At 71.4% G+C, this 24,136-nt stretch carries 19 protein-coding genes and 1 tRNA gene; 13 read left to right on the top strand and 7 right to left on the bottom strand.

All coding sequences use genetic code 11. The features are described 5' to 3' along the window. Positions 1 to 53: 53 nt before the first annotated feature. Positions 54 to 992, top strand: a complete 939-nt coding sequence (locus tag DEJ33_RS06055; RefSeq protein ID WP_111078283.1) for a hypothetical protein — start codon at positions 54 to 56, stop codon at positions 990 to 992. Between the two features lie 106 nt (positions 993 to 1,098). Here the strand turns inward: DEJ33_RS06055 and DEJ33_RS06050 are convergent, their stop codons facing one another. Together DEJ33_RS06050 and DEJ33_RS06045 are read right to left on the bottom strand one after the other, a co-directional pair. Continuing rightward, a complete protein-coding gene (locus DEJ33_RS06050; protein ID WP_258374768.1) occupies positions 1,099 to 1,830 on the bottom strand; it encodes an ABC transporter ATP-binding protein in 732 nt (243 codons plus the stop codon). A 65-nt stretch (positions 1,831 to 1,895) separates the two neighbouring features. Beyond that, a complete protein-coding gene (locus DEJ33_RS06045; protein WP_111078281.1) occupies positions 1,896 to 3,425 on the bottom strand; it encodes an ABC transporter permease in 1,530 nt (509 codons plus the stop codon). Between the two features lie 318 nt (positions 3,426 to 3,743). Here DEJ33_RS06045 and DEJ33_RS06040 point away from each other — a divergent pair, with 318 nt between their 5' ends. The 4 genes from DEJ33_RS06040 (at position 3,744) to rplL (ending at position 7,335) form a co-directional block, all read left to right on the top strand. Further along, the gene (locus DEJ33_RS06040) at positions 3,744 to 4,484 is read left to right on the top strand and encodes a response regulator transcription factor (protein ID WP_181432900.1); all 741 of its coding nucleotides are present in this window, start codon (positions 3,744 to 3,746) and stop codon (positions 4,482 to 4,484) included. A gap of 14 nt (positions 4,485 to 4,498) precedes the next feature. Next, positions 4,499 to 6,085 carry a cell wall metabolism sensor histidine kinase WalK gene (locus DEJ33_RS06035; RefSeq protein WP_111237746.1) on the top strand — a complete coding sequence of 529 codons (1,587 nt, stop codon included), beginning with the start codon at positions 4,499 to 4,501 and terminating at the stop codon, positions 6,083 to 6,085. A 299-nt stretch (positions 6,086 to 6,384) separates the two neighbouring features. Continuing rightward, positions 6,385 to 6,900 (top strand): 50S ribosomal protein L10, encoded by a 516-nt coding sequence (gene rplJ, locus DEJ33_RS06030; RefSeq protein ID WP_110902650.1) that lies wholly within the window; start codon positions 6,385 to 6,387, stop codon positions 6,898 to 6,900. Positions 6,901 to 6,951: 51 nt separating this feature from the next. After that, entirely contained in the window at positions 6,952 to 7,335 is a 384-nt protein-coding gene (gene rplL / locus DEJ33_RS06025; protein WP_110902651.1) for a 50S ribosomal protein L7/L12, read from the top strand. A gap of 158 nt (positions 7,336 to 7,493) precedes the next feature. On the opposite strand, the gene DEJ33_RS06020 is transcribed toward rplL, so the two are convergent. Then, on the bottom strand, positions 7,494 to 8,294 hold the full coding sequence (locus DEJ33_RS06020) for a hypothetical protein (protein ID WP_146242540.1): 801 nt from the start codon (positions 8,292 to 8,294) through the stop codon (positions 7,494 to 7,496). Between the two features lie 313 nt (positions 8,295 to 8,607). Then, positions 8,608 to 10,020 (bottom strand): APC family permease, encoded by a 1,413-nt coding sequence (locus DEJ33_RS06015; protein WP_111078279.1) that lies wholly within the window; start codon positions 10,018 to 10,020, stop codon positions 8,608 to 8,610. A 210-nt stretch (positions 10,021 to 10,230) separates the two neighbouring features. On the opposite strand from DEJ33_RS06015, the gene DEJ33_RS06010 reads away from it, so the two are divergent. The 5 genes from DEJ33_RS06010 (at position 10,231) to DEJ33_RS05990 (ending at position 17,035) form a co-directional block, all read left to right on the top strand. Then, positions 10,231 to 12,129, top strand: a complete 1,899-nt coding sequence (locus DEJ33_RS06010; RefSeq protein WP_111078278.1) for an ABC transporter ATP-binding protein — start codon at positions 10,231 to 10,233, stop codon at positions 12,127 to 12,129. 175 nt (positions 12,130 to 12,304) lie between these two features. Beyond that, positions 12,305 to 13,669, top strand: a complete 1,365-nt coding sequence (locus DEJ33_RS06005) for a cystathionine beta-synthase (protein WP_111078277.1) — start codon at positions 12,305 to 12,307, stop codon at positions 13,667 to 13,669. Positions 13,670 to 13,879: 210 nt separating this feature from the next. Beyond that, positions 13,880 to 15,025, top strand: coding sequence for a cystathionine gamma-synthase (locus DEJ33_RS06000; RefSeq protein WP_111194473.1), 1,146 nt, complete (start codon positions 13,880 to 13,882; stop codon positions 15,023 to 15,025). 20 nt (positions 15,026 to 15,045) lie between these two features. Beyond that, positions 15,046 to 16,431 carry an MFS transporter gene (locus DEJ33_RS05995; protein WP_111194472.1) on the top strand — a complete coding sequence of 462 codons (1,386 nt, stop codon included), beginning with the start codon at positions 15,046 to 15,048 and terminating at the stop codon, positions 16,429 to 16,431. Positions 16,432 to 16,459: 28 nt separating this feature from the next. Next, the gene (locus tag DEJ33_RS05990; protein ID WP_181436567.1) at positions 16,460 to 17,035 is read left to right on the top strand and encodes a substrate-binding domain-containing protein; all 576 of its coding nucleotides are present in this window, start codon (positions 16,460 to 16,462) and stop codon (positions 17,033 to 17,035) included. A 6-nt stretch (positions 17,036 to 17,041) separates the two neighbouring features. On the opposite strand, the gene DEJ33_RS05985 is transcribed toward DEJ33_RS05990, so the two are convergent. Further along, complete coding sequence (locus DEJ33_RS05985; RefSeq protein WP_111078273.1) at positions 17,042 to 17,623, bottom strand: TetR/AcrR family transcriptional regulator; 582 nt, start codon at positions 17,621 to 17,623, stop codon at positions 17,042 to 17,044. Between the two features lie 278 nt (positions 17,624 to 17,901). On the opposite strand from DEJ33_RS05985, the gene DEJ33_RS05980 reads away from it, so the two are divergent. Next, positions 17,902 to 19,158, top strand: coding sequence for a multidrug effflux MFS transporter (locus DEJ33_RS05980; protein WP_258374619.1), 1,257 nt, complete (start codon positions 17,902 to 17,904; stop codon positions 19,156 to 19,158). A gap of 185 nt (positions 19,159 to 19,343) precedes the next feature. Here DEJ33_RS05980 and DEJ33_RS05975 read toward each other — a convergent pair whose 3' ends face one another. Together DEJ33_RS05975 and DEJ33_RS05970 are read right to left on the bottom strand one after the other, a co-directional pair. Beyond that, positions 19,344 to 19,985, bottom strand: coding sequence for a hypothetical protein (locus tag DEJ33_RS05975; RefSeq protein ID WP_146242539.1), 642 nt, complete (start codon positions 19,983 to 19,985; stop codon positions 19,344 to 19,346). A gap of 466 nt (positions 19,986 to 20,451) precedes the next feature. Then, positions 20,452 to 20,536: transfer RNA gene (locus tag DEJ33_RS05970), tRNA-Ser, on the bottom strand. Positions 20,537 to 20,728: 192 nt separating this feature from the next. On the opposite strand from DEJ33_RS05970, the gene pta reads away from it, so the two are divergent. Together pta and DEJ33_RS05960 are read left to right on the top strand one after the other, a co-directional pair. Next, on the top strand, positions 20,729 to 22,888 hold the full coding sequence (gene pta, locus DEJ33_RS05965) for a phosphate acetyltransferase (RefSeq protein WP_111078270.1): 2,160 nt from the start codon (positions 20,729 to 20,731) through the stop codon (positions 22,886 to 22,888). After that, positions 22,885 to 24,081, top strand: a complete 1,197-nt coding sequence (locus DEJ33_RS05960) for an acetate/propionate family kinase (protein ID WP_111078269.1) — start codon at positions 22,885 to 22,887, stop codon at positions 24,079 to 24,081. The genes pta and DEJ33_RS05960 overlap by 4 nt, the downstream gene beginning before the upstream one ends. Positions 24,082 to 24,136 lie beyond the last annotated feature (55 nt).

Here is a 24,136-nt window from a genome sequence, read left to right as displayed (position 1 = left end):
CGTCATGCGGCCCCAGCCGCCGCTCGACCGACGACGCACGACAGGATGGACCCATGACCGAGACCCGTGGGCGGCAGCTGCTGCCCGGCCAGACCAGCCGCGTGCACGTGTACGACGTCGAGACGCGGACCGCGCGGCTGGTGTTCGCCTCGGACACGGTGCTCGTCGAGGCGCCGAACGTCCTGGACGCCGACACGCTCGTCCTGAACGGCGACGGGGACCTCTGGCTGCTGCCGCTGCCGGAGGCCGGGATCGTCCTCGACGAGACCGCCCTCGTGCCGGTGCCGATGGACGGCGTGCCCGAGATCAACAACGACCACGTGCTCGACCCGTCGGGGGAGTCCGTCGTCGTGAGCGCCCGCGACGGCGAGCTGTACCGTGTGCCGATGCCCGCCGGGGGAGCGGGCGTCCGGATCACGGACACCGCGCGCGCCCTGCCCGTGGTGCGGAAGTACTACCTGCACGGCATCGCCCCGGACGGATCGGCGCTGGCCGCCATCGTCGGCGACCTGTCCGAGGACGGCGTCTGGACGACCGACGTCGCGCTCGTCGACCCCGTCACCGGGGAGCCGACGTTCCTCACCCGGGACGAGCACCCGACGGACGGATGCTCGTACGCCGGGAACGTGCTGCTGTTCAACACCGAGCGGTTCACCCCCGGCACCGCACAGCTCGCCGCGCTGCGGGACGGGTCGACCGAGCCCGTGCAGATCACCGGCGACGAGCGGGTGAACTGGTTCCCGCACGTCTCCCCGGACGGCACACACCTGCTGTACCTGTCGTACGAGCCGGGCGTGCAGGGGCACCCGGCCGACCAGCGCGTGGAGCTCCGGCTGCTGCCCGGGGTCCTGGCACGCGGTGCGCGGATCGCGGTGGTGCCCGAGACCCTGGTCACCCTCGACGGCGGGCAGGGGACCGTGAACGTCCCGCCGTGGGCGCCGGACTCGTCGTGGTTCGCGTACTGCGACTACCCGGTCGCGACGGCGGGCTGACTCGGGAGCGCCGGCGTTCGTGCGCCGCGCCGCGGCATTCCGCGGTGTGACGCACGAACGCCGGTGTCCCGCCGCTGATCGGTCCTCCCCGGCCGATCAGCCGTGATCACACGTCGCGCACCTGCCCCTGCTTGATGTGCAGCCGGCGCTCCGCCCGCCGCGCAACCCACGAGTCGTGCGTCACGATGACGACCGTCAGCCCGCGGTCCTGCCACTGCCGTTCGATGAGGCCCATGATCTCGTCACGGGTGCCCTCGTCCAGCGCACCGGTCGGCTCGTCCGCCAGCAGGACGGTCGGGTCCTTCACCAGTGCGCGGGCGATCGCGACGCGCTGCTGCTGGCCGCCGGAGAGCTCGGCGGGCAGGTGGTCGAGGCGTTCCTCGAGGCCGACCTCACGCAGCGCGGTCGTGGCACGTCCCCGGACCTCGGCACGGGACCGGTTGGCCAGGCTGCCCGCGAACGCCGTCTCGACGTTCTCCAGCGCGGTCAGGGTCGGGATGAGGTTGAAGCTCTGGAACACGAAGCCGATCTCGGTGGCCCGGACGTCGGTGAGGGCACGGTCGCCGAGGGAGGCGACGTCCCGGTCGCCCAGGTGCACCGAGCCACTGCTCGGCCGGTCGAGCGCACCGAGCATCTGCAGCAGCGTCGACTTGCCGCCGCCGGTCGGCCCCTGGACGGCGACGAGCTGCCCCTGCGGGATCTCGAGGTCCACCCCGGCCAGCGCGGTGACGGTGCGGTTCTTCTGCCGGTACGTCTTCGTCACGCCCGACAGTCGGTACGCGGGCCGGGAGGCGGTGGGCACGCCACCGGTTACGGCTGCGGTCTCGGTGGTGGTCACGATGGCTCCTGGATCGGTCGTCTGGGTGGTGGGTACTGTCGGGTGTTCGCGGTTCGTCGCCCGCATCACGCCACGCTCCGCAGCGCTTCCGCGGGGCGGAGACGGGAGGCCCGCCACCCGCCGAGCGCACCGGCGAGCAGTCCGCCGAGGACCGCGAGCCCGATCGCGAGCAGGATCACCTCGACCGTGACCGGGGCGTGCAGGACGACGTCCGTGGTCGCCGCCGTCTGCCCGCCGCCGCCGAAGCCGCCAGCGGGGGCGCCGCCGGTCGTGCCGCTGCCGGCCGCTGCCGTCGCGGCCGCTCCGGGCACGGCACCGCCCGCGCCGGGCCCGGTCCGGGTGCTGGTGGCGGCGCTCGCCGAGACCGTGGGGGCGATCACGTTCACGACGAGGATGCCGACGAGTCCGGCCGCGGCGCCGATCACGCCGCCGATCAGGCCCTGCACGAGTGACTCGCCCGCGACCTGCCGGGTGATGCGGCCGTTCGACCAGCCGATGGCCTTCAGCGTGCCGAACTCACGGGTCCGTCGGGTGACGCCCGAGATGGTGAACAGGATCGCGATGAGGAACGCCGCCGCCAGGACGACGATCGACAGCCACCGGCCGAGGTTCGACACGAGCGTCGAGGCCGTCGCGAGGGAGCCGGACACGCTCGAGGCGAGGTCGGACTCGGTGGAGACGGTCGCGCTCGACAACGCCTTCTGCAGCGCGGTCTTGATCGTCGCGACGTCCGAGGACGACTCCGCGGACACGTAGATCGAGGTCACCTTCCCGGACAGGTCGGCGAGCGTCTGCGCGGTGTCGAGCGGGATGTACGTGTTCGATCCGGTGGTGGACGCGGACCCGGTCGAGGCGACGATCCCGATCACGTCGAACGTCTTCCCGCCGACCGAGACGGTGTCGCCGACGGCCTTCGACTCGCTCTTCGCGTACGCGGAGTCGAGCACGACGACGTCCTTGCCGGCGTCCGCCGTGGTGAAGGTCCGGCCCTTCGTGGTCTCGGTGCTGGTGAGCGGGCCGACCGTGTCGCCGGACACCGGGATGCCGGTCACGGTGAACGAGTCGACGCTGAACGAGCCGCCGCCGAAGCCGCCGCCGCCCTGGTCGGTGCCGCTCGGCGGCCCGCCCTGTGCTGCGCTGTCGCTGCTGCTGCTGCTGCTGCCGTCGCTCTGCTCGACCTGCCCCGAGAACGTGCTGTTCTCGAGCGTCAGGACCCCGGTCGCGGCCTTGACCCCGTCCGTGCCGGTGACCGTCGCCACGTCCGCCGCGCTCAGGGTGCTCGACCCGCGGGACACCGCGAGGCGGGACTGGGACAGGTCCGTCGACCCGCTGCTGCTGTCCGACGAGCCCTGGTCGCCGAAGTCGAACGACGGACGACCGGTGCTGCTCGACGACGGGGTCTCGGTCTTCGTGACCGTGATGTCGGTGCCGACGCCGTACACGGACTGCAGGACGCTGGACTGGGCGGACTGCACGCCGCTCGCGATCGACGACACGATGACGACGAGCGCGATGGCCAGTGCCATCCCGACGGCGATGATCACCGTCTGCTTCTTGCGGTTCGTCAGTTCGCGCCTGAGGTAGGTCAGGAACATGGTTCTCCTCGGTGGGGGCCGGCTCGGGGAGCACCGGTCGCGCGGATCGCGCGGCGGGGGCCGACGAGGAGAACCTAGGAAGCGCCGCCAAGGGCACCCCTTCGGTCCGCTATGAGGACGCCATGGAGGTCAGGACGCGTCGCCGTAGGTCCGCCGGAGGTGCTCCGCGTACCCGCCGGGCGTCCGGCCGTCGAACCGACCGCTCGTGCTCGCGCCGTGCGCTGGCTGATCACGACCCCTCTCACTGCGAGTTCGATGCACAGGGCGCACTGGGGCCGGCCACAGACCGCTCATAGGAATCTTTCGATACTCGAAGACGTGACCATCTCCCAGCCCTCCGCACCCCCGCGTCTCACGCGTGCCGACGGTTCCCCGTTGCGCATCCTGGTCGTCGACGACGAAGCCAGCCTGACCGACCTGCTCTCGATGGCGCTCCGCTACGAGGGCTGGGACGTCCGCAGTGCGAACGGTGGTCAGGACGCCCTCGCCAAGGCCCGGGAGTTCCACCCCGACGCGATGGTGCTCGACGTGATGATGCCGGACCTCGACGGGCTGCAGGTCCTCAGCCGACTCCGGCAGAACAACGACGACACCCCGGTGCTGTTCCTCACCGCCAAGGACTCCGTCGAGGACCGCGTCACCGGGCTCACCGCCGGCGGCGACGACTACGTCACCAAGCCCTTCTCCCTCGAAGAGGTCGTCGCGCGCCTCCGAGGGCTCATCCGTCGCTCGCAGATCTCCGTCAGCGAGGCCGGGGACTCGCGTATCGTCGTCGGCGACCTGGTGCTCGACGAGGAGTCGTACGAGGTGACCCGCGCCGGCCGCGCCGTCGAGCTGACCGCCACCGAGTTCGAGCTGCTCCGCTTCCTCATGCGGAACCCTCGCCGCGTCCTGTCGAAGGCGCAGATCCTCGACCGGGTGTGGTCGTACGACTTCGGTGGCAAGTCCTCCGTCGTCGAGATCTACATCTCGTACCTGCGCAAGAAGATCGACGTCGGCGAGGAGCCGATGATCCACACCGTGCGTGGCGTCGGCTACGTCATCAAGCCCACCGCCTGACGCCGGGCGCCCTCATGACCCTCCGTCGCCGGCTCGTCCTGAGCATCGTCGCCCTGGTCGTCGCCGTCAGTGCGGTGATCGGGGGCGGCAGCATCGTCGCGCTGTTCTCCATCCAACGCTCGGCGATCGACGAGCAGCTGCAGTACGCGACGAACCGAGCGCAGCGGTCGGTCGAGCAGCAGGGGCCGAACGGGCCGGAGTTCGGCCGTCCGTCCGCGCAGTCGGCCGGCACCCTGACCGTGTACGTCCTCGACGGGAACGCCGTCGTCGGCAGCCTGCTCGACAACTCGGGGCAGGCCGAACGCCTGTCGTCCGCCGTGGTGCGGCCCCTCAGCGGACTGGCCGTGGACGGTGCGCCGCACACCGTCGACCTCGGTTCCGACCTCGGGCGCTACCGGGTCACGGCCGCGAACGTCGGACCCGCGGTGCTCGTCGTCGGGTTGCCGCTCGCCCCGGTCTACGAGAGCGTGTGGAAGCTGCTCGGAGTCGTGCTCGTGGTCACCGTCCTCGCACTCCTCGTCGCCTCGGCAGTCGCCACCGCCGCCGTCCGACGCGCCCTGCGGCCACTCGACCGCGTCGCCGAGACCGCCTCGACCGTCGCTCGGATGCCGCTCGACCGCAGCGACGCCCTGGACGGCGTCCGTGTCCCCGACGCCGACCCCGCGACCGAGGTCGGCCGGGTCGGCACCGCGTTCAACCGGATGCTCGGGCACATCGGCAACGCCATGCAGGCCCGGGAGCGCTCCGAGCAGAAGGTCCGGCAGTTCGTCGCGGATGCCTCCCACGAGCTCCGGACGCCCCTGGCATCGATCCGCGGGTACGCCGAACTCACCCGACGGATGGGTGCCGACCTGCCGCCGGACGTCGTCTACGCGATGAGCCGGGTCGAGTCGGAGTCCGTGCGGATGACCTCGATGGTCGAGGACCTGCTGCTGCTCGCCCGCCTCGACGAGGGTCGCGAGATCCAGTTCGCGGACGTCGACCTGACCGGTCTCGTGCTCGACGCCGTGAACGACGCGCACGCTGCCTCACCGGACCACCCGATCGAGGTCGACCTGCCGTCCGAGCCCGTCGAGGTCGTCGGCGACGCCGCACGCCTGCACCAGGTGATCGTCAACCTCGTCACCAACGCCCGGACCCACACGCCCGACGGCACGCGCATCACGGTGGGCATCGCGGCGGCGCCGGACGGCGGTGTCGACCTCACCGTCCGCGACGACGGGCAGGGGATCGACCCCGGGTTCCTGCCGAAGCTCTTCGAGCGGTTCGCCCGCGCCGACAGTTCGCGCTCGCGGACCGCGGGGTCGACGGGACTCGGACTCGCGATCGTCGACGCCGTCGTGCAGGCGCACGGCGGGCGGGTCAGTGTGGCGAGCGAGCCGGGGGAGACGGTGTTCACGGTGCACCTGCCGGAGCGCGGCGGGGAGACGGCTGGTGCTGGTGCTGGTGCTGGCGCGGGTGTGGCCGATGCGGGTACGGCCGGTGCAGCGGTCGACTCCGCGACGTCGGACGGATCGGACTCCGCGGCGTCGGGGGCGCCGGGCGCGTCGGACGCGTCGGGCGCGTCGGACGCGTGGGCCGAGGTGCCGGGGCGTTCCTGACCGGACCGGCGGGGCGGAGGGGGGTCGGGCCTCCAGGCCGGATCCGAGGTTCCGGAACGCGCCCGGGCTGTGGTACCGTTCTGTTCAGCCAAAGACCGCTGGTCGTCGCTGCCGTGTTCACGCATGGACAGTGACCGAAGGTCCTCGTCACGAGGCAACCCGCGCAGGTGTTCAGAACCACTCCCACACATCGTGTTGGAGCAGCTCCGAGCCTCTGCGCCGGAGCTTTTTTCGTGTGCGGGTTGTGTTCACCACAGCCATGGGACCCGGGGCTGCCAGCAAGAACCCCAAGGAGAACCATGGCGAACAAGGAAGCTGCGGTCGCCGAGCTCACGGAGTCCTTCCGTAGCTCGAACGCCGTTCTGCTCACCGAGTACCGCGGTCTCACGGTCGCGCAGCTCAAGGAGCTCCGCAACTCGATCCGTGAGCACGCCACGTACGCCGTGGTGAAGAACACGCTGACCAAGATCGCGGCCAACGAGGCAGGCATCACGTCGTTCGACGACGAGCTCGCCGGTCCGTCCGCTCTCGCCTTCGTCCACGGTGACACCGTCGCCGTCGCGAAGTCGCTGCGTGCATTCGCCAAGGCGAACCCCGAGCTCGTGGTGAAGGGTGGTTACTTCGACGGTAACCCGCTCTCCGCGACCGAGGTGGACAAGCTCGCCGACCTCGAGTCCCGCGAAGTGCTGCTCGGCAAGCTCGCCGGCGCCTTCAAGGCCTCGCTGTTCGGTGCTGCGTACCTGTTCAACGCACCCCTCTCGCAGGCCGTCCGCACGGTGGACGCCCTCCGCGAGAAGCAGGAGTCCGCGGCCTGACCAGGCACGCGTTCCACAACCACATCACGTACTGAGTAGTAGGAGAAAATCATGGCGAAGCTTTCGCAGGACGAGCTCATCGAGGCCTTCAAGGAGCTCACGCTCATCGAGCTCTCGGACTTCGTGAAGAAGTTCGAAGAGGTCTTCGAGGTCACCGCTGCTGCCCCCGTCGCGGTCGCCGCGGCCGGTGGCGCTGCTGCCCCCGCCGAGGAGGTCGAGGAGAAGACCGAGTTCGACGTCGTGCTCAAGTCGGCCGGTGACAAGAAGATCCAGGTCATCAAGGAGGTCCGTGGCCTCACGTCGCTCGGCCTGGGCGAGGCCAAGGCGCTCGTCGAGACCGCTGACGCGAAGATCCTCGAAGGTGCGAACAAGGAAGCTGCCGACAAGGCGAAGGCTGCCCTCGAGGCCGTCGGCGCCACCGTCGAGCTCGTCTGAGTCTGACCTTCTGGTCACGAAGGCCGCTGCCCCTCGGGGCGGCGGCCTTCGTCGTGTGCGGGCGCGGTGCGGCCGGGGGCGGCGGCTTTTCGCGCTGAGCGACACGATTCGCGGCCGGACCCGCGAACCGTGTCGCTGAGCGCGAAACGTCCCACCGCTCACAGCCGGACACCGTGCGCCCGGAAGAGTGCTCGCAGGCGGTCTGGCTCGACGAGATGCCACCAGGTCACGCGGATGACCGCTCGGACCTCCGGCCGAGACCGGATCCGGTCTTCCCGGACTTTCTCGCGCCAGAGCACCTCCGCCGGGTCCGACGTGCCGATCATCGTCGGATCGCGGTACTTCTGCTTCCCGTCGAACTCGACCACGACTCCCCGGCTCGGGAGCCAGAAGTCAACGCGATCACGTCGCCCGTCAGGCAGGACGAACTCGTGCTGCGGGATCGTCTCCGGCGCTCCGATCTCGACCAGACGGATCGCCGTGAACGACTCCCCGGGTGACTCGTGTCGCTCGTCGAGCGCGGACAGGACGAGCTGAGCACGGGCTGAGCCGCGGGCCGGACCGAGGGGGAGCTCCTCGGCGAGACGGGATGGCTCGATCAGCCGTGCTCGGACCGCGGCGTCGACGGCGACTGCTGCGACGTGCACCGGCGCACTGACGATGAGCGCGACAGCCGTGGGGACCGGAGCCGTCACCGGCACGCCGTCGAGTCGCACGGGGTCCACTGCGGGGAGCGGACCCGCGTGCCGCACCAGGCCGGCTCGGTGCACGGTCGTGGTGCGGCGGTCATCGATGACGTGCACGCGTTCTGGCGCTGGCCCGATCAACGGCCAGCCAAGAGCGAGGGCAGCCGTGACGTGCGAGAAACCCGTTCCCTCCTCCAGCTCGGGAGCCACCGCACGAGCCCGGGCGAGGTGCCGTCCGGTCTCCTCGAGCGCCTCCCACTCTCCGCGAGGCATGTACACGCCCTGCCGGATCAGGACGAGGTCGCCAGACCGGTGCGCGCTCGCTGCGTTGCTCTCGCGGCACTGCGATCGGCCATGTCGGTTCGGAGGAGGTGCGGTCGCTTCCGGTGGTGCTCCATGGCCCATCGTGTGGCTCCGGATCGCTCCGTCGGTCTCGCCATGCTCGCGCTGTGGACGGCGGCCCGTGGTGACGCCACTGTGGAGGACGAGTACGTTTCGCGCCCAGCGACACCGTTCGGGCTCCTGAGCGCGAGTGGTGTCGCTGGGCGCGAAACTCGGGCCAGGGCGGCCGCGGGCCAGGGCCGGCCTACGCGAGCGTGCTGTGGCGGCGGCCGTAGGCCAGGTAGAGCACGGCGCCGGCGACCATCCAGATGCCGAACGCGATCCACGTCCCCGCGCCGAGCGTCACCGCCAGGAACAGGCAGAACAGGACGCCGAGCACCGGCACCACGGGGAAGAACGGCACGCGGTACGACCGTTCCAGATCCGGTTGGGTCCCGCGGAGCACGATCACCGAGACGTTCACGAGGGCGAACGCGACGAGGGTGCCGATGCTCGTCGCGTCGGCGAGCTCCCCGAGGGGGACGAGTGCCGACACGATCGTCACCACGATGCCGACGATGAGCGTGTTCGCGATCGGGGTCCCGGTGCGCGGGGACACCCGGCCGAACACCTTCGGCACGAGACCGTCACGCGCCATCGTGAGCAGGATGCGGGTCTGGCCGTAGAGCACGGTGAGGACGACACTGGCGATCGCGATGACGGCACCGACCGAGAACACGAGCGCGACGACAGGCAGCCCGGTGACGTCGACGACGATGCGGACGAGCGAGGCCTCGTCGGCCGAGAACGACGTCCACGACCGCGCGCCGATCGCCGCGACGGCCACCAGGATGTACAGCGTGGTGATGAGCGCGATCGACCCGATGATGGCGCGCGGCAGGTCGCGGCGGGGGTCCTTCGCCTCTTCGCCGGCGGTCGAGGCGGCGTCGAACCCGATGTACGAGAAGAACAGCCGAGAGGCCGCCGCGCTCACGCCCGCCGCGCCCATCGGGGCGAGCGGTTCGAAGTTCCCGACCCGGAACGCCGAGAACGCCACGATGACGAAGAACACCAGCAGCGCGATCTTCACGAGCACCATCAGCGTGTTCACCCAGGCGCTCTCCTTCGCCCCGGGCAGCAGGATCAGCATCGCGACGAGAACGAGCGCGGCCGCCGGCAGGTTGACCACCCCACCGTCACCCGGAGGCGCGGACAGCGCGGTCGGCAGGTGCAGGCCGAAGACGCGCAGGGTCTCGTCGACGTACTCGCTGGCACCGACGGCGACGGCGGCGACGGACACCGCGTACTCGAGGACCAGGCACCACCCGCAGACCCAGGCGATGCCCTCGCCCATCGTCGCGTACGTGTAGGAGTAGCTCGACCCGGAGGTGGGGACGGCACCGGCCATCTCCGCGTAGGACAGTGCCGAGAGCAGCGCAGCGACGCCGGCGAGGACGAAGGAGATCCAGACGGCGGGCCCGGCGAGTGGCACGGCGGTGCCGAGGACGACCAGGATGCCGGTGCCGAGGGTCGCACCGACGCTGATCATGGTCAGGTGCCACACCCCCAGGGTCCGGCGGAGTGGCTGTCCGTCGACCCCCTCTGCCGCCTCTGCGCGGAGCTGGTCCACGGGCTTCCGCCGGAGGAGCTGACGGGCGAGTGACGGCGCGGACGACATGGGACCTCACGGGAGCGCTGGCGGGGGACGGGTCATCGTCCCACGGCCCCCGGACGGGGTCCAAACCGGACGCGTCCGGTCCTCCACACGGGAGGCCCGGATCACCTCCGTCCACAGCCCTCGGCGAACGCGTCGGGCCGGGTCGGTGCGCGGGCGTACATTCATGCGAGGACGACGCCGCGAGGCGTGGAGAGGGTGTCGATGAGTCAGATGGGCTCCGTCGCCGGTGGCGGCGGGATGCGTGGTGGTGGGCCGGGCGGCGGGCACGGTCGCAGCCGGATCTCCAGTGGGGACCCGGACGCGCAGCGTGCCGCGAACGCGGAAGCGCCCCAGATCCCGCACCTGCTTCGACGCATCGCGGGGCTCTTCGTCCCGCACCGTCGCTCGATCAGCCTGACCGTCGTCCTCGTCCTCGTCGGGGCCGCGGTCTCGGTGATCCCGCCCCTCCTGACCCAGCAGGCCTTCGACCGGGGGCTGTTCCCGCCCGGCGGACGTCCGGACGTGCCGGTCCTCGCCGAACTGGTCGGCGGCATGATCGGGCTGTGGATCCTCAGCGCCGGCATCGGCGTCTGGCAGACCTACCTGACCGCGACGGTCGGCAACAAGGTCATGGGCGCCATGCGGATGCGGCTGTTCGGGCACCTGCAGCGTATGGAGCTGGCGTTCTTCACCCGGACCAAGACCGGCGTGATCCAGAGCCGGTTGCAGAACGACGTCGGCGGCGTCGCGAGCGTGCTGAACAACACGATCTCGTCGGTGCTCGGCAACACCGTCACGGTCATCGCGGCCGTCGTCGCGATGCTGCTTCTGAGCTGGCAGATGACCCTCGTGGCCGTCGTGCTCCTCCCGCTGCTCGTGATCGCGCAGCGCAAGGTGGGCAAGGTCCGTGCACGCATCGCCGCGCAGACCCAGGAGTCGCTGTCGGACATGACGGCGATCACGCAGGAGACCCTGAGCGTGTCGGGGATGCTGCTCGCGAAGAGCTTCAACCAGCAGCGCAGCGAGATCCACCGCTACGGCGACGAGAACCGCAACCAGATCGGGCTGCAGGTCCGCCAGCAGATGTCCGGTCAGTGGTTCTTCGCGATCGTGCAGATCTTCCTGTCCATCATCCCCGCGGTGATCTACCTCGTGGCCGCGTACCTCATCGAGGGCGGCATCCCGATCACCGCCGGCACGATCGTGGCGTTCACGACCGTGCAGTCCCGGCTGCTGTTCCCGACGGTCGGCCTGCTCCGGGTCGTCCTCGACCTGCAGACATCCGGCGCGCTGTTCGCCCGCATCTTCGAGTACTTCGACCTCGAGCCCGCGATCACGGACGCCCCCACGGCGAAGCCCGTCGACGAGCGTCGGGTCGGGCACGTGGCCTTCGACGACGTCTCGTTCGCCTACCCGGACGGCGAGCCGGACAAGCCGACCCTGCGCGGCGTCTCGTTCGAGTTGCAGCCGGGCCAGTTCGCGGCCTTCGTCGGACCCTCAGGCGCGGGCAAGACCACGATCTCGTACCTGGTCCCGCGGCTGTACGAGGCGACGGCGGGCTCCGTCCGGTTCGCCGGGCAGGACGTGCGGGACATCGTGCACGAGGACCTCATGGCGCACATCGGCATCGTCAGCCAGGAGACCTACCTGTTCCACTCCTCGATCGGCGACAACCTGCGGTACGCCAAGCCCGACGCGACGGACGCCGAGCTGGAGCGTGCGGCACGGGCGGCGAACATCCACGAGACGATCGCGTCGTTCCCGGACGGCTACGACACGATCGTCGGGGAGCGGGGGTACCGGCTCTCCGGCGGCGAGAAGCAGCGGATCGCGATCGCCCGTGTGCTGCTCAAGGACCCGCCGGTCCTCGTGCTCGACGAGGCGACGAGTGCGCTCGACTCGATCTCGGAGCGTGTCGTACAGGCGGCGCTGGACACCGCGGCCCGCGGGCGGACGACCATCTCGATCGCGCACCGGCTGTCGACCATCCGTGACGCCGACGTCGTCTTCGTCCTCGACCACGGCCAGATCATCGAGCAGGGGACGCACGACGAACTCCTCGCGCTCGGCGGCACGTACTCCACGCTGCACGAGCAGCAGAGCGACCCGGTCGTGACCGCCCGGAGCTGACGCGGCGGCCGACCGGCGACGGACCTGGCGTGCAGACCGCGTGCAGCCCGCGGGCAGACCTCGGGCGGACCGCCGGCAGACCACCGGTGCCCGGTCGAAGCGGCACCAGGTGTGCCCTGGCTGAGCATCCGTCGCCGGAGGACGCACAGCGGAACCGGCCGCCTAGACTCGTCGGGTGCGTTACGCGAACTCCGTCGTCGACCTCGTCGGCGACACCCCGCTGGTCAAGCTGAACCGGGTCACCGCCGGGCTCCGGGCGACCGTCCTGGTCAAGGTCGAGTACTTCAACCCGGGCGGCTCCGCGAAGGACCGCATCGCGACGCGGATCATCGACGCTGCCGAAGCGTCGGGTGACCTGCGCCCCGGCGGCACGATCGTCGAACCGACCTCGGGCAACACCGGTGTCGGCCTCGCCCTGGTCGCCCAGCAGCGCGGGTACCGCTGCGTGTTCGTGCTCCCCGACAAGGTCGGCGAGGACAAGCGGAACGTCCTGACCGCCTACGGCGCCGAGATCGTCGTCACCCCGACCGCCGTCGCTCCCGAGGACCCGGAGTCCTACTACTCCGTGTCCGATCGCCTGGTGCGTGAGATCCCCGGCGCCTACAAGCCGAACCAGTACGCCAACCCGAACGGCCCCCGCAGCCACTACGAGACCACGGGTCCGGAGATCTGGCGCGACACCGAGGGGCAGCTCACCCACTTCGTCGCGGGTGTCGGTACCGGTGGCACGATCTCCGGCACCGGTCGGTTCCTCAAGGAAGCCTCCGACGGTCGGGTCCGGATCGTCGGCGCCGACCCCGAGGGCTCCGTCTACTCCGGGGGCACCGGCCGTCCGTACCTCGTCGAGGGCGTCGGCGAGGACTTCTGGCCGCCCGCGTACGACGCCGGTGTGCCGGACGAGATCATCGCCGTCTCGGACGCAGACTCGTTCGCCATGACGCGGCGCCTCGCCCGTGAAGAGGGCCTGCTCGTCGGCGGGTCGAGCGGCATGGCCGTGGTCGCCGCGCTCCGTGCCGCCGAGTCGCTGTCCGAGGACGACGTGGTCGTGGTCCTGCTGCCCGACGGGGGACGCGGCTACCTCGGCAAGATCTTCAACGACCGGTGGATGCGCTCCTACGGCTTCGCCGAGACCGACGACGAACGCTCCGTCGGGGACCTCATCGCCGGCAAGGACGGCCGCCTGCCCGACCTGGTGCACGCGCACCCGTCAGACACCATCCGCGACGTGGTCGACATCATGACGAAGTACGGCGTCTCGCAGATGCCGGTCCTCAACGCCGAACCGCCCGTCGTGATGGGCGAGGTCGTCGGCGCGATCGAGGAGAAGGCCCTGCTCGAGCAGGTCTTCACCGGAGCCGCGGCCATGGCCGACGCCCTGTCCCCGTTCGTCGGCGACCCGCTGCCCCTGATCGGCATCGGCGAGTCCTTGTCCGCAGCCCGTCGCGCCCTCGAAGGGGCCGACGCCCTGCTCGTCGTCGGCGACGGCAAGCCGGTCACGGTCCTCACCCGCCACGACCTCCTCACCTACCTGTCCGAGTGACGGCCGCCGCCGCGAACGCCGCCCAGACGGCGACGGCATGACGGCAGCAAGGACGACGGCAGCCCGCGCGACAGCAGCAAGCACGACCGCAGCAAGCACGACCGCAGCCCGCACGACAGCCGCCCGCAGGGCCGCAGCACCGCACCACGCTGCCCACCCGCACCGCCCCACCCAGACCGCACCGAGCCTCCAGGAAGGGGCACCCACGACATGACCGAGTTCAGCACCCGCGCCATCCACGCCGGCCAGGAGCCCGACGGCCCCACCGGCGCCGTCATCCCGCCCCTGTACCTGACGTCGACCTACGTGCAGGACGGCATCGGCGGGCTGCGGGGCGGCTACGAGTACTCCCGCTCCGGCAACCCGACGCGGGACTCGCTGCAGACCCTGCTCGCCGACCTGGACGGCGGCGTCGCGGCGTACTCGTTCTCGTCCGGCCTGGCGGGGGAGGACGCCCTGCTCCGCGCCTACCTGGAGCCGGGCGCCCGGATCGTGATGGGCAACGACGTCTACGGCGGCACCCACCGTCTGGCGAACCGCCTGCACGTGCCGTGGGGCATCGACCTCGTCACGGTGGAGATGAGCGAGCCGGGCCGTGTCCGTGCCGCGCTCGCCGACAGCCCGGCGAAGACCGTGCTGTGGGTGGAGACCCCGACGAACCCGCTGATGAAGATCGCGGACATCGAGGTCCTCGCCGCCATCGGACACGAGGCCGGTGCACTCGTCGTCGTCGACAACACCTTCGCGTCGCCGGCCCTGCAGCAGCCGCTGTCGCTCGGCGCCGACGTCGTCGTGTACTCGACGACGAAGTACCTCGGCGGGCACTCCGACGTCGTCGGCGGGGCTGTCGTGCTGCGTGACCAGGAGCTCGCGGACAAGGTGCAGTTCGTGCAGTTCGGCGGCGGCGCGATCTCGTCCCCGTTCGACGCCTGGCTGACGATCCGGGGCATCAAGACCCTCAGCGTCCGCATGGAACGGCACTCCCAGAACGCCCAGACCGTGGCCGAGGCGCTGCTCGCCCACCCGGCCGTCGAGCACGTCTACTACCCGGGCCTGCCGGAGCACCCGGGACACGACGTCGCGGCCAAGCAGATGCGCGGCTTCGGCGGCATGCTGTCGGTGGCACTCGCCGGCGGTCCCGAGGCGGCGAAGCGGTTCGCCGAGTCGACCGAGCTGTTCGCGCTGGCGGAGTCGCTCGGCGGCGTGGAGTCGCTCATCGGGTACCCGAGCGAGATGACGCACGCCTCGGTCAAGGGCACCGAGCTCGCCGTCCCGGAGAACGTCGTCCGCCTGTCGGTCGGCATCGAGGACGCCGGCGACCTGGTCGCCGACGTGCAGCAGGCACTCGAGCGCTGACCCCGTCCTACGATGAACGGGTGACCTCCACGACGGCGACGCGGCCGAGCCTCTTCGAGCGCCGGCACCTCGTCGCCACCGTGGGCATGGTCGCGATCGTGGCGGTCTCGGCGTTCCAGAACCTGGCGATGACGACGATCATGCCGGTGATCGCCGCCGACCTGGACGGCGAGGCGCTGTACTCGCTGAGCTTCGCCGCACCGCTCGCGGCCGGCGTGCCGGGCATGGTCCTGGCGGGCAACTGGACCGACCGGGCCGGCGGCCGGGTCGTCGCATGGGTGTCCGCCGCGCTGTTCGCGCTCGGCACCGCGATCGTGATGCTCGCCCCGACGATGCCGGTGTTCCTCGCCGGACGTCTGGTCGAGGGCTTCGGTGCAGGCGCGATCGACGTCGTCCTCTACGTGCTGGTCGCGCGGGTCTTCCCCGCGGAACTGCACGGGGCGGTGTTCGCCGGGTTCGCGGCAGCGTGGGTCGTGCCGGCACTGATCGGTCCGGCGCTCGCGGGCATCGTCACCGACGCGTTCGGCTGGCACTGGGTCTTCGCGGGTGCCCTCGGCATCGCGGTGGTCGCGTTCGCGTGCCTGGTCCCGACGCTCCGGCGCCTGCACCCACCCGTCCTGGAGGCCCGCCCTCCTCGGCACCGCGGGCGCATCGGGTGGTCGGTCGCCGCCGCTGCCGCGGTGCTGCTGCTCAACCTGGCCCCGGACCTGCCCGTCCCGGTCCGGGTCGCGGCGGTGCTGGTCGGGCTCGTCGGCGCCTGGTCGGCGCTCCGCCCGCTGCTGCCCAGGGGCACCTTCACCGGTGGGCCCGGCCTGCCGTCGGTGGTCCTGCTCCGCGGGGTCCTGGCCGCCGGGTTCTTCGGCAGCGAGGCGTACGTCCCGTTCCTGCTCCAGGCGCAGCACGGGCTGAGCGCCTCGGCCGCCGGACTCGCCCTCACCGTGGCGGCACTGAGCTGGGCGTCGGCGAGTTGGGCGCACGGCCGTCTCGGCGAGGGCCGGCTGCCCGCCGCCCGTGCATTCGGCGCCGGTCTCGGGCTGGTCCTGGTCAGCCTGCTGTCGGCGCTCGCGGTGGCGCTGTTCGACCTGCCCACATGGGTGCTCGTCGCCGGGTGGTTCGTCGGCGGCGCGGGGATGGGCGTCGCCTATCCGCGGACCTCGATGCTCACGCTCCGGTTCTCGCGCGAGGGCGATGACGGTTTCGCGAGTTCCGCCCTGACGATCGCGGATGCCTCGGGGAGTGTCGTCGGACTCGCGGTGGCCGGGCTGCTGTTCACGGGCGCCGGCGGTCGGGACGAGCCCCTCGCGTTCACGCTGGTGTTCGTGGCGATGACCCTGATCGCCCTCGTGGGGCTCGTCGCCGTCCGACGACTCGGAGCGGTCCCGCCGCCGCCGGGGTCGGGCGGGTAGCGTGGCAGACCCGGAACGAGGAGGAACCGTGCGCCGCACCGCCGCTGCCGTCCTGACCGCCGCACTCGCGGCGACGACGGTCGTGCTCGCCGGCTGCACGGGCACGACCACTGCTGCACCGACCCCGGTCCGGAGCACCGACCTGACGAGTTCCGACGGCGGTTTCGCGAAGAACGCGGTGATCGGTGTGGTGCTGACCGCCGACGCGGCGACGCCCGGTGACTCGGAGGACGGTCGCTCGCTCGCGACCCGCTTCCGCGAGGAACTGACCGAGGCCGGGTTCCGGCCGGACGTCCGCGTCGCGGGAGCTGACCAGGCGGCGCGCCAACGTTCGGCCGTCCGTGACCTGGTGCGGACCGGGGCGAAGGCGCTGCTCGTCCGCGCCGCGGACCCGTCCTCGCTCCGGACCGAGCTCCGCACCGCGCACGACGCGGGCGTGGTCGTGGTCGCGCTGGACGGAGCGCTGCCGTCCTCCGGTGGCGGCAACGACGGACTGTCCTCGGACTACCGCGTCGACGGCGGCGACTCGGACGCGCAGCTGGTCAGCCGGACAGTGGACATGGTGACGTCACTGCAGCGCGGCGAGGAACCGACGACGAAGTAGGGGTCGTCAGCTCCACCAGGCCGGGAACGACCGGGTGATCGTCTCGACCAGCGCCTTCCGGGACCGCCGCGGGCCGCCGAGCCACGCTTCGATGGCGCCGACGAAGCCCTGCGCCACGAAGCCAGCGGCGACCTCGTCGATGATCTCCGGCTTCGCACGCGGGTCGAGCTCTCGGATGTGCATCGTGCTCGACACCGTGAAGTGGTCGACGAGCAGGCGGTGCAGCGAGGCGTCCGCGGGGTCGGGGAGCGCGAGCGCGTAGATGTCGCGATGTGCCGTCACGTGGTCGACGACGGCGTCGATGCCGCGACGGGTGATGGCGGCGAGGTCGTCCGGTCCGGCACCGTGCTCGACGGCGGCCCGACGGGCGGCGGCGTCGTCCGCGCGGATCCGGTCGAGTTCCGGGGTCAGGACGTCGGCGAGCAACGAGCCGGGGGAGACGGCGTGCGAGTAGAACGTCGCGCGGTTGATGCCGGCGGCGCGGGTGACGTCGGCGACCGTGATCTGCGAGACCGGACGGTCGGCGGCGAGGCGCAGGACGGCTTCGCGGAGCGCGGCCGTGGTGTGCAGGATCCGAGCGTCGACCATGACGCTCCTCCCATCTCGATCTGTCCCGCGACGGTGCGCGGTCGGGAGTCCGACGGTACCGCACCGTCCGGCCCGAGCACGCGTCCGCCGCACCGGCGTCGGGACGGAGGGCGGGCCTCCCGGCGGTGTCGGTGGGACCACGCGGAGCCGGTACGAGGAGCGCGGAGTGTCCGGCCGACGGTTGTCCGCCCTCCGCACCAACCCGTACCATGGTGGAACGGACCGAATCGATTCGAGCGGCCGATCCCACTCTCTCGTCCCCCTCGGAGGATCCCCTCGTGTCCGCGCCCGCGACCACCGGTTCCCACAAGACCATCCTGCATCCCGGCGATTCCCTGACCCGTGCCCAGCGCCTGGTCTACGTCTTCGTGCTCGGCGCGCTCACCGCGCTCGGGCCGTTCACCATCGACCTGTACCTGCCGGCGTTCCCGTCGCTCGAGCGTGACCTCGGCATCTCCGAGGGGGCCGTCCAACTCACCCTGACGGCGACGACCATCGGCTTCGCGATCGGGCAGCTGCTCGTCGGGCCCTGGAGTGACAAGGTCGGCCGCCGACTGCCGCTCATCATCGCGACCAGCGTGCACGTCGCCGCCTCGATCTGCGCCGCCCTCGCGCCGAACGTCGAGGTCCTCGCCGTGTTCCGCGTCCTGCAGGGCATGGGGGCCGCGGCCGGCGGTGTCGTCGCGATGGCGACCGTCCGCGACCTGTTCGGCGGCAAGCCGCTCGTCCGGATGCTCTCGCGCCTGGCGATGGTGAACGGTCTGGCCCCGATCCTGGCGCCGCTCATCGGGTCGCAGATGCTGCGGTTCGTCTCCTGGCGTGGCATCTTCGTGTTCCTCGCCTGCTACGGCACCGCCGTCGTGATCGCGTCGATCCTGCTCATCGTCGAGACCCTGCCGAAGGAGCGTCGCCAGGAGGCCGGGCACTCCACCATCGGGCAGCGGTACCGAGCGCTCTTCTCGGACCGGATCTTCGTCGGCGTCGCCCTGATCGGCGCCATGGTGTTCAGCGGGTTGTTCTCGTACCTCAGTGCGTCCCCGTTCCTGTTCCAGGGGGTGTTCGGGCTCGATCCGCAGCAGTACGGGCTGCTGTTCGCGGTGAACTCGGTCGGCGTCGTCTTGGGCGTGCAGATCTCGTCGCGGTTGGCGCAGCGGGTCGGCCCGCAGTGGATCCTGGCCTGCTCGACGGCGACGCTGTTCCTGGCTGCCGTGGCCATCGTCGTCCTGGACCAGCTCGGGGCCGGGCTCATCGGCGTCCTCATCCCGCTGTGGTTCTACATCGCCGCCTGCGGGTTCTCGTTCCCGCTCGTGCAGGTGATCGGTCTCGCGTCCCACGGGAAGGAGGCGGGGACCGCCGCCTCGCTGCTCGGCGCCCTGAACTTCGGCGTGGCCGGCATCATCTCCCCGGTCGTGGGGCTGCTCGGCATCGCGACCGCCACGCCGATGGCGCTGGTGATGGGGTGCACCGCGGCCGTCGCGATCCTGGTGCTGTGGTTCGTGGTGCGGCCGAGGACCGTGCCGGCGCTGACGCACTGACCCGGTCGTCCGCCGGGTCCGCGGTGGGTGGCGCGGAGACGCGGGCGCTCACGGCAGTGCTTCGCCCGGACGGGAGGCTCCGCCCGCCTCCGACGCGCCGCGTGCGGTCTCCGACAACCGTTCGTCCGACACCGGTTCGTCCGACACCGGTTCGTCCGACACCGGTTCTTCTGACGCCGTGCTGTTCAGCGGCGCGCGAGGCCCACGGCTTCGGCCACCAGCAGACCGCCGACCGCGAGCGCGGTCACACCCCCGACGAACACGTACGCGCGGGGCTGCTCGTACCAGGCGCGGATGCCGGGCCAGCGCCGGGTGAACTCCCGCGTCGACATCGGTCGGGCGAGCTGGGTCGTGCGGACGTCGAGGGTGTCGACCAGGCGGTCGATGCCGTCGTCGCCCCAGACCTCACCGCGCATCCGGAAGAGGGTGTCGCCGTTCGCGTCGAAGGCGACGAGTTCCCGGCTGGTGCGGTCGACCGCGGGTCCGTGGGTGGCGGCCAGCACCACCTCGTGCACCTGCGAGCGGAACCAGGAGCGCCGCGGGCTGAGGACGCCCCGGATCGCGACCCGCTCCGGGTCGACGGCCACGAACGACGACCGGAGGCGCAGGAACACGGTGAGGACGGCGACGGTGAAGATGCCGACCACCGCGCTGACGACGAGCCAGGGACCGTTCGGCACGGCCACCCAGACGACGGCGACGGCGATCGGGACGGCCGAGAACCCCATGCTCAGCGCCGTCGAGCGCACCAGCGCGGCGCGCGGTCGTATGACCACGTCTGCGGTGCTGGTGCCGAGCGGTGTCGCTCGCGCCGTCGTTGCCCCCACGGCAGGCCTCCTCGTCCCCGAACTGCGCCGGATCGCCCGGCGGCCGACCCCGGATGCCGGGGCTCGACTGCGCGAGCGACGATCGCGCCGGGCACGACTGGTCGCCGGTCCCGTGACGGCGCCTGTGCCGTCCGATGCTGGTGAGCCGACCGGGTCCCTCCGGCGTGCTCGGTCCGGTCAGCATAGGGGAGAGGCGGCCCTCGGAACAGGCCGGATGCCGCTTTGCGGACGGTGCCCAGCGGACGGGGTGCGTGGCGGTCCGTCGCCTGGGGGACCGGCGGTGGGCGCGCCTCCCGGCCGGACGGACGCGAGCGGATCAACGACGCGAGCGGATCGGTGCCGCGGCCCGGACGACGGCACTGCCCGGACGACAACACGGCCCGGACGACGGCACTGCCGGACGACGGCACGGCCCGGACGACGGAACCCCCACAGCTGATGCTGCGGGGGTTCCGGTATCGCTCTGCGGAGGATGGGGGATTCGAACCCCCGAGGGCTTGCACCCAACACGCTTTCCAAGCGTGCGCCATAGGCCACTAGGCGAATCCTCCGTGCCACCACCTCGCGGTGACGACACCCCATGGTACAGGTCCGAGGGGGTGCTCACGACCACCCGTCCGACCGCCCGTCGAGACCACGCGCCCGACCACTCGTCCGACCGCCCGTCCGACCACCCGCCGCGAGCGCCGCCGCTCACGGGCGCCCCGGAGGTCCGAGTCGACGCGAGGTCTACCCTGGGGAGGGTGTCGACCCGCATCTACATCACGTCAGCAGAAGGACACACCGGGAAGAGCACCGTCGCCCTCGGGGTGCTCGAGACGCTCGCCCGCACCGTCGGACGCGTCGGCGTCTTCCGACCGGTCGCGCGGTCCGTCGCCGAACCCGACTACGTCCTCGAGCTCCTGCTCCAGCACACCGCCGTCGAGATCCCGTACGACGACGCCGTCGGGGTGACCTACGACGACGTGCACGCCGACCCGGACGCGGCCCTGGCGACCATCATCACGCGCTTCGGCCAGGTCGAGCGACGCTGCGACGCTGTCGTCGTCCTCGGCTCGGACTACACCGACGTCGGCAGCCCGACCGAGCTGTCCTTCAACGCGAAGGTCGCCGCGAACCTCGGGGCCCCGGTGCTCCTGGTGCTCGGCGGCCGTGACTCGGCCGAGCGCGCGCCCCGCACCGCGGACGACATGGCCCAGGTCGCCGACGTCACCACGAGCGAACTCCGCGCCGAGCACGCCCAGCTCCTCGGTGTCGTGGTGAACCGAGCCGACCCGGATGCGCTCGGCCCGATCGTCGCGAGCGTCACCGCAGCGGTGCACGACCACCACCCCGACGCCCCGGTCTGGGCGATCCCGGAGGACGCGGTCCTCGTCGCCCCGACCGTCCGAGCACTCCTCGCGGCGACCGGGGCCACCCTGGTCCGCGGTGACGACGCGCTGTTGGACCGGGAGGCCCTGGGCACCGTGGTCGCCGGCATGAGCATGGAGAACGTCCTGCCGCGCCTCATCGAGGGCGGCATCGTCGTCGTCCCCGGCGACCGCAACGACGTCCTCATCGCCACGCTGCTCGCCAACGAGTCGGAGACGTTCCCGAGCATCGCCGGTGTCATCCTCAACGGCGGTTTCGAGACGGCGCCGCAGATCTCCCGCCTGCTCGAGGGGCTGTCGAGTTCCCTGCCGATCGCGCAGAGCGACCTCGGCACGTACGACACGGCGCTCCGCATCACCCAGACGCGCGGCCGCCTCGCCGCGGACTCGCCACGGAAGGCCGAGCTGGCGCTGGCACTGTTCGAACGGAACGTGGACGCCGAGGCGCTGCTCGCCCGACTCCAGCTGACGCCGTCCGGAGTGGTGACGCCGCTGATGTTCGAGCACGGCCTGATCGACCGGGCGCGTGAGCACCGGAAGCACATCGTCCTGCCCGAAGGTGACGACGACCGCATCCTCCGGGCAGCCGCCACGCTGCTGCAGCGGCAGGTGTGCGACCTGACGATCCTCGGGGACCCGGCCGCCATCCGGGCACGGGCGACCGAGCTCGGGCTCGACCTCGACGCGGCGCAGCTGCTCTCCCCGTTCGACCCCGACCTCCGGGAGCGCTTCGCGCAGGAGTACACGGCCCTCCGTGCCCACAAGGGCATGAGCGTCGAGCTCGCCCGCGACACCGTGACCGACGTGTCGTACTTCGGCACGCTCATGGTGCAGCTCGGCCTGGCCGACGGCATGGTGTCCGGGGCGAAGCACACCACCGCGCACACCATCCGGCCGTCGTTCGAGATCATCAAGACGCGGCCGGACACCTCCATCGTGTCGAGCGTGTTCTTGATGGCACTGGCCGACCGGGTCCTGGTCTACGGCGACTGCGCCGTGATCCCGGACCCCACCAGTGAGCAGCTCGCCGACATCGCGATCTCGTCCGCCGAGACCGCGACGCAGTTCGGCATCGAACCGCGGGTCGCGATGCTCAGTTACTCGACCGGCGACAGCGGCTCGGGTGCGGACGTCGAGAAGGTCCGCGCCGGCACCGCGTTCGTCCGCGAGCGCCGGCCGGACCTGCCCGTCGAGGGGCCGATCCAGTACGACGCCGCCGCCGACCCGACGGTCGCGAGCACGAAGATGCCGGGGTCCCCGGTGGCCGGGCAGGCGACCGTGTTCATTTTCCCCGACCTCAACACCGGCAACAACACGTACAAGGCCGTGCAGCGATCGGCGGGTGCGGTCGCGATCGGGCCGGTCCTGCAGGGGCTGCGCAAGCCGATCAACGACCTGTCCCGCGGTGCCCTGGTCAGCGACATCGTGAACACCGTCGCCATCACCGCGATCCAGGCGGGCACGGCAGCGCCGACCGCCGCAGCGCCGACCGCTGCCGCCCCGACCGCCCGAACAGAAAGCGACCCCTCGTGAGTGCAGCACTCGTCGTCAACTCCGGCTCGAGCTCGTTCAAGTACCAGCTCATCGAACTCGACGACGAGAGCACCCTCGCGTCCGGGCTCGTCGAACGGATCGGCGAGTCCAAGGGGTCCTGGAAGCACACGAACGCGCTGACGGGGGAGACGTCGTCGAACGACAGCGCCGAGGTCCCGGACCACGCCGCGGGTTTCCAGGCGATGATCGACGCGTTCGGCAAGGTCGGGCCGTCCTTCGACGAGCACCCCCCGGCGGTCGTCGGACACCGCGTCGTGCACGGCGGCACCCGCTTCGACGCCGCCACGGTCGTCACCGACGAGGTCGAGCAGCAGATCGACGACCTGTCCAGCCTGGCCCCGCTGCACAACCCGGCCAACCTCGAGGGCATCCGGGCCGCGAAGCAGGTGTTCTCGGACGTCCCGCACGTCGCCGTCTTCGACACTGCCTTCCACCAGACGATGCCGCCGCACGCGTACACGTACGCGATCCCCGCCGACCTGGCCGAGCGGTACCAGATCCGCCGGTACGGCATGCACGGCACGAGCCACAAGTACGTGTCCGAGCAGGCCGCGGTCTTCCTCGACCGTCCGCTGTCCGAGCTGAAGACGATCGTCCTGCACCTCGGCAACGGCGCGTCCGCCGCAGCCGTCGACGGCGGGAGGTCGATCGAGACGTCGATGGGGCTCACGCCGCTCGAGGGGCTCGTGATGGGCACCCGCTCCGGCGACCTCGACCCGGCCGTCCTCATCCACCTGCACCGCGAGGCCGGCCTGTCCTTCGAGGACCTCGACACCATGCTCAACAAGCAGTCCGGCCTGCTCGGCCTCACCGGCAGCGGCGACATGCGGGACGTGCAGGACGCCGCCACGAAGGGTGACGAGACGGCAGAGGCGGCGCTCGCCGTGTACCGCCACCGGATCCGCCGCTACGTGGGCGCGTACACCGCGCAGCTCGGCGGGCTCGACGCCGTCGTGTTCACGGCGGGCGTGGGGGAGAACAACGCGCTGCTCCGCCGTCGCGTGCTCGCCGGGCTCGAGCACCTGGGCATCGAGATCGACCCGGACCGCAACGAGCTGCACTCGAAGGAAGCCCGTCGCATCTCGACGGACGCCTCCCGCGTCGCGGTCCTCGTGATCCCGACGGACGAGGAGCTCGAGATCGCACGGCAGTCGGCAGCCGTCGCGCTCTGACCAGCGTCGCGTCCAGGGTGACGCCCTGACGGACGGGAGGCCCGCCACCGGTCCG

The sequence above is a fragment of the Curtobacterium sp. MCPF17_047 genome, from assembly GCF_003234045.1.
GTDB lineage: Bacteria > Actinomycetota > Actinomycetes > Actinomycetales > Microbacteriaceae > Curtobacterium.
This window is presented reverse-complemented; position numbering and strand designations above follow the sequence as displayed.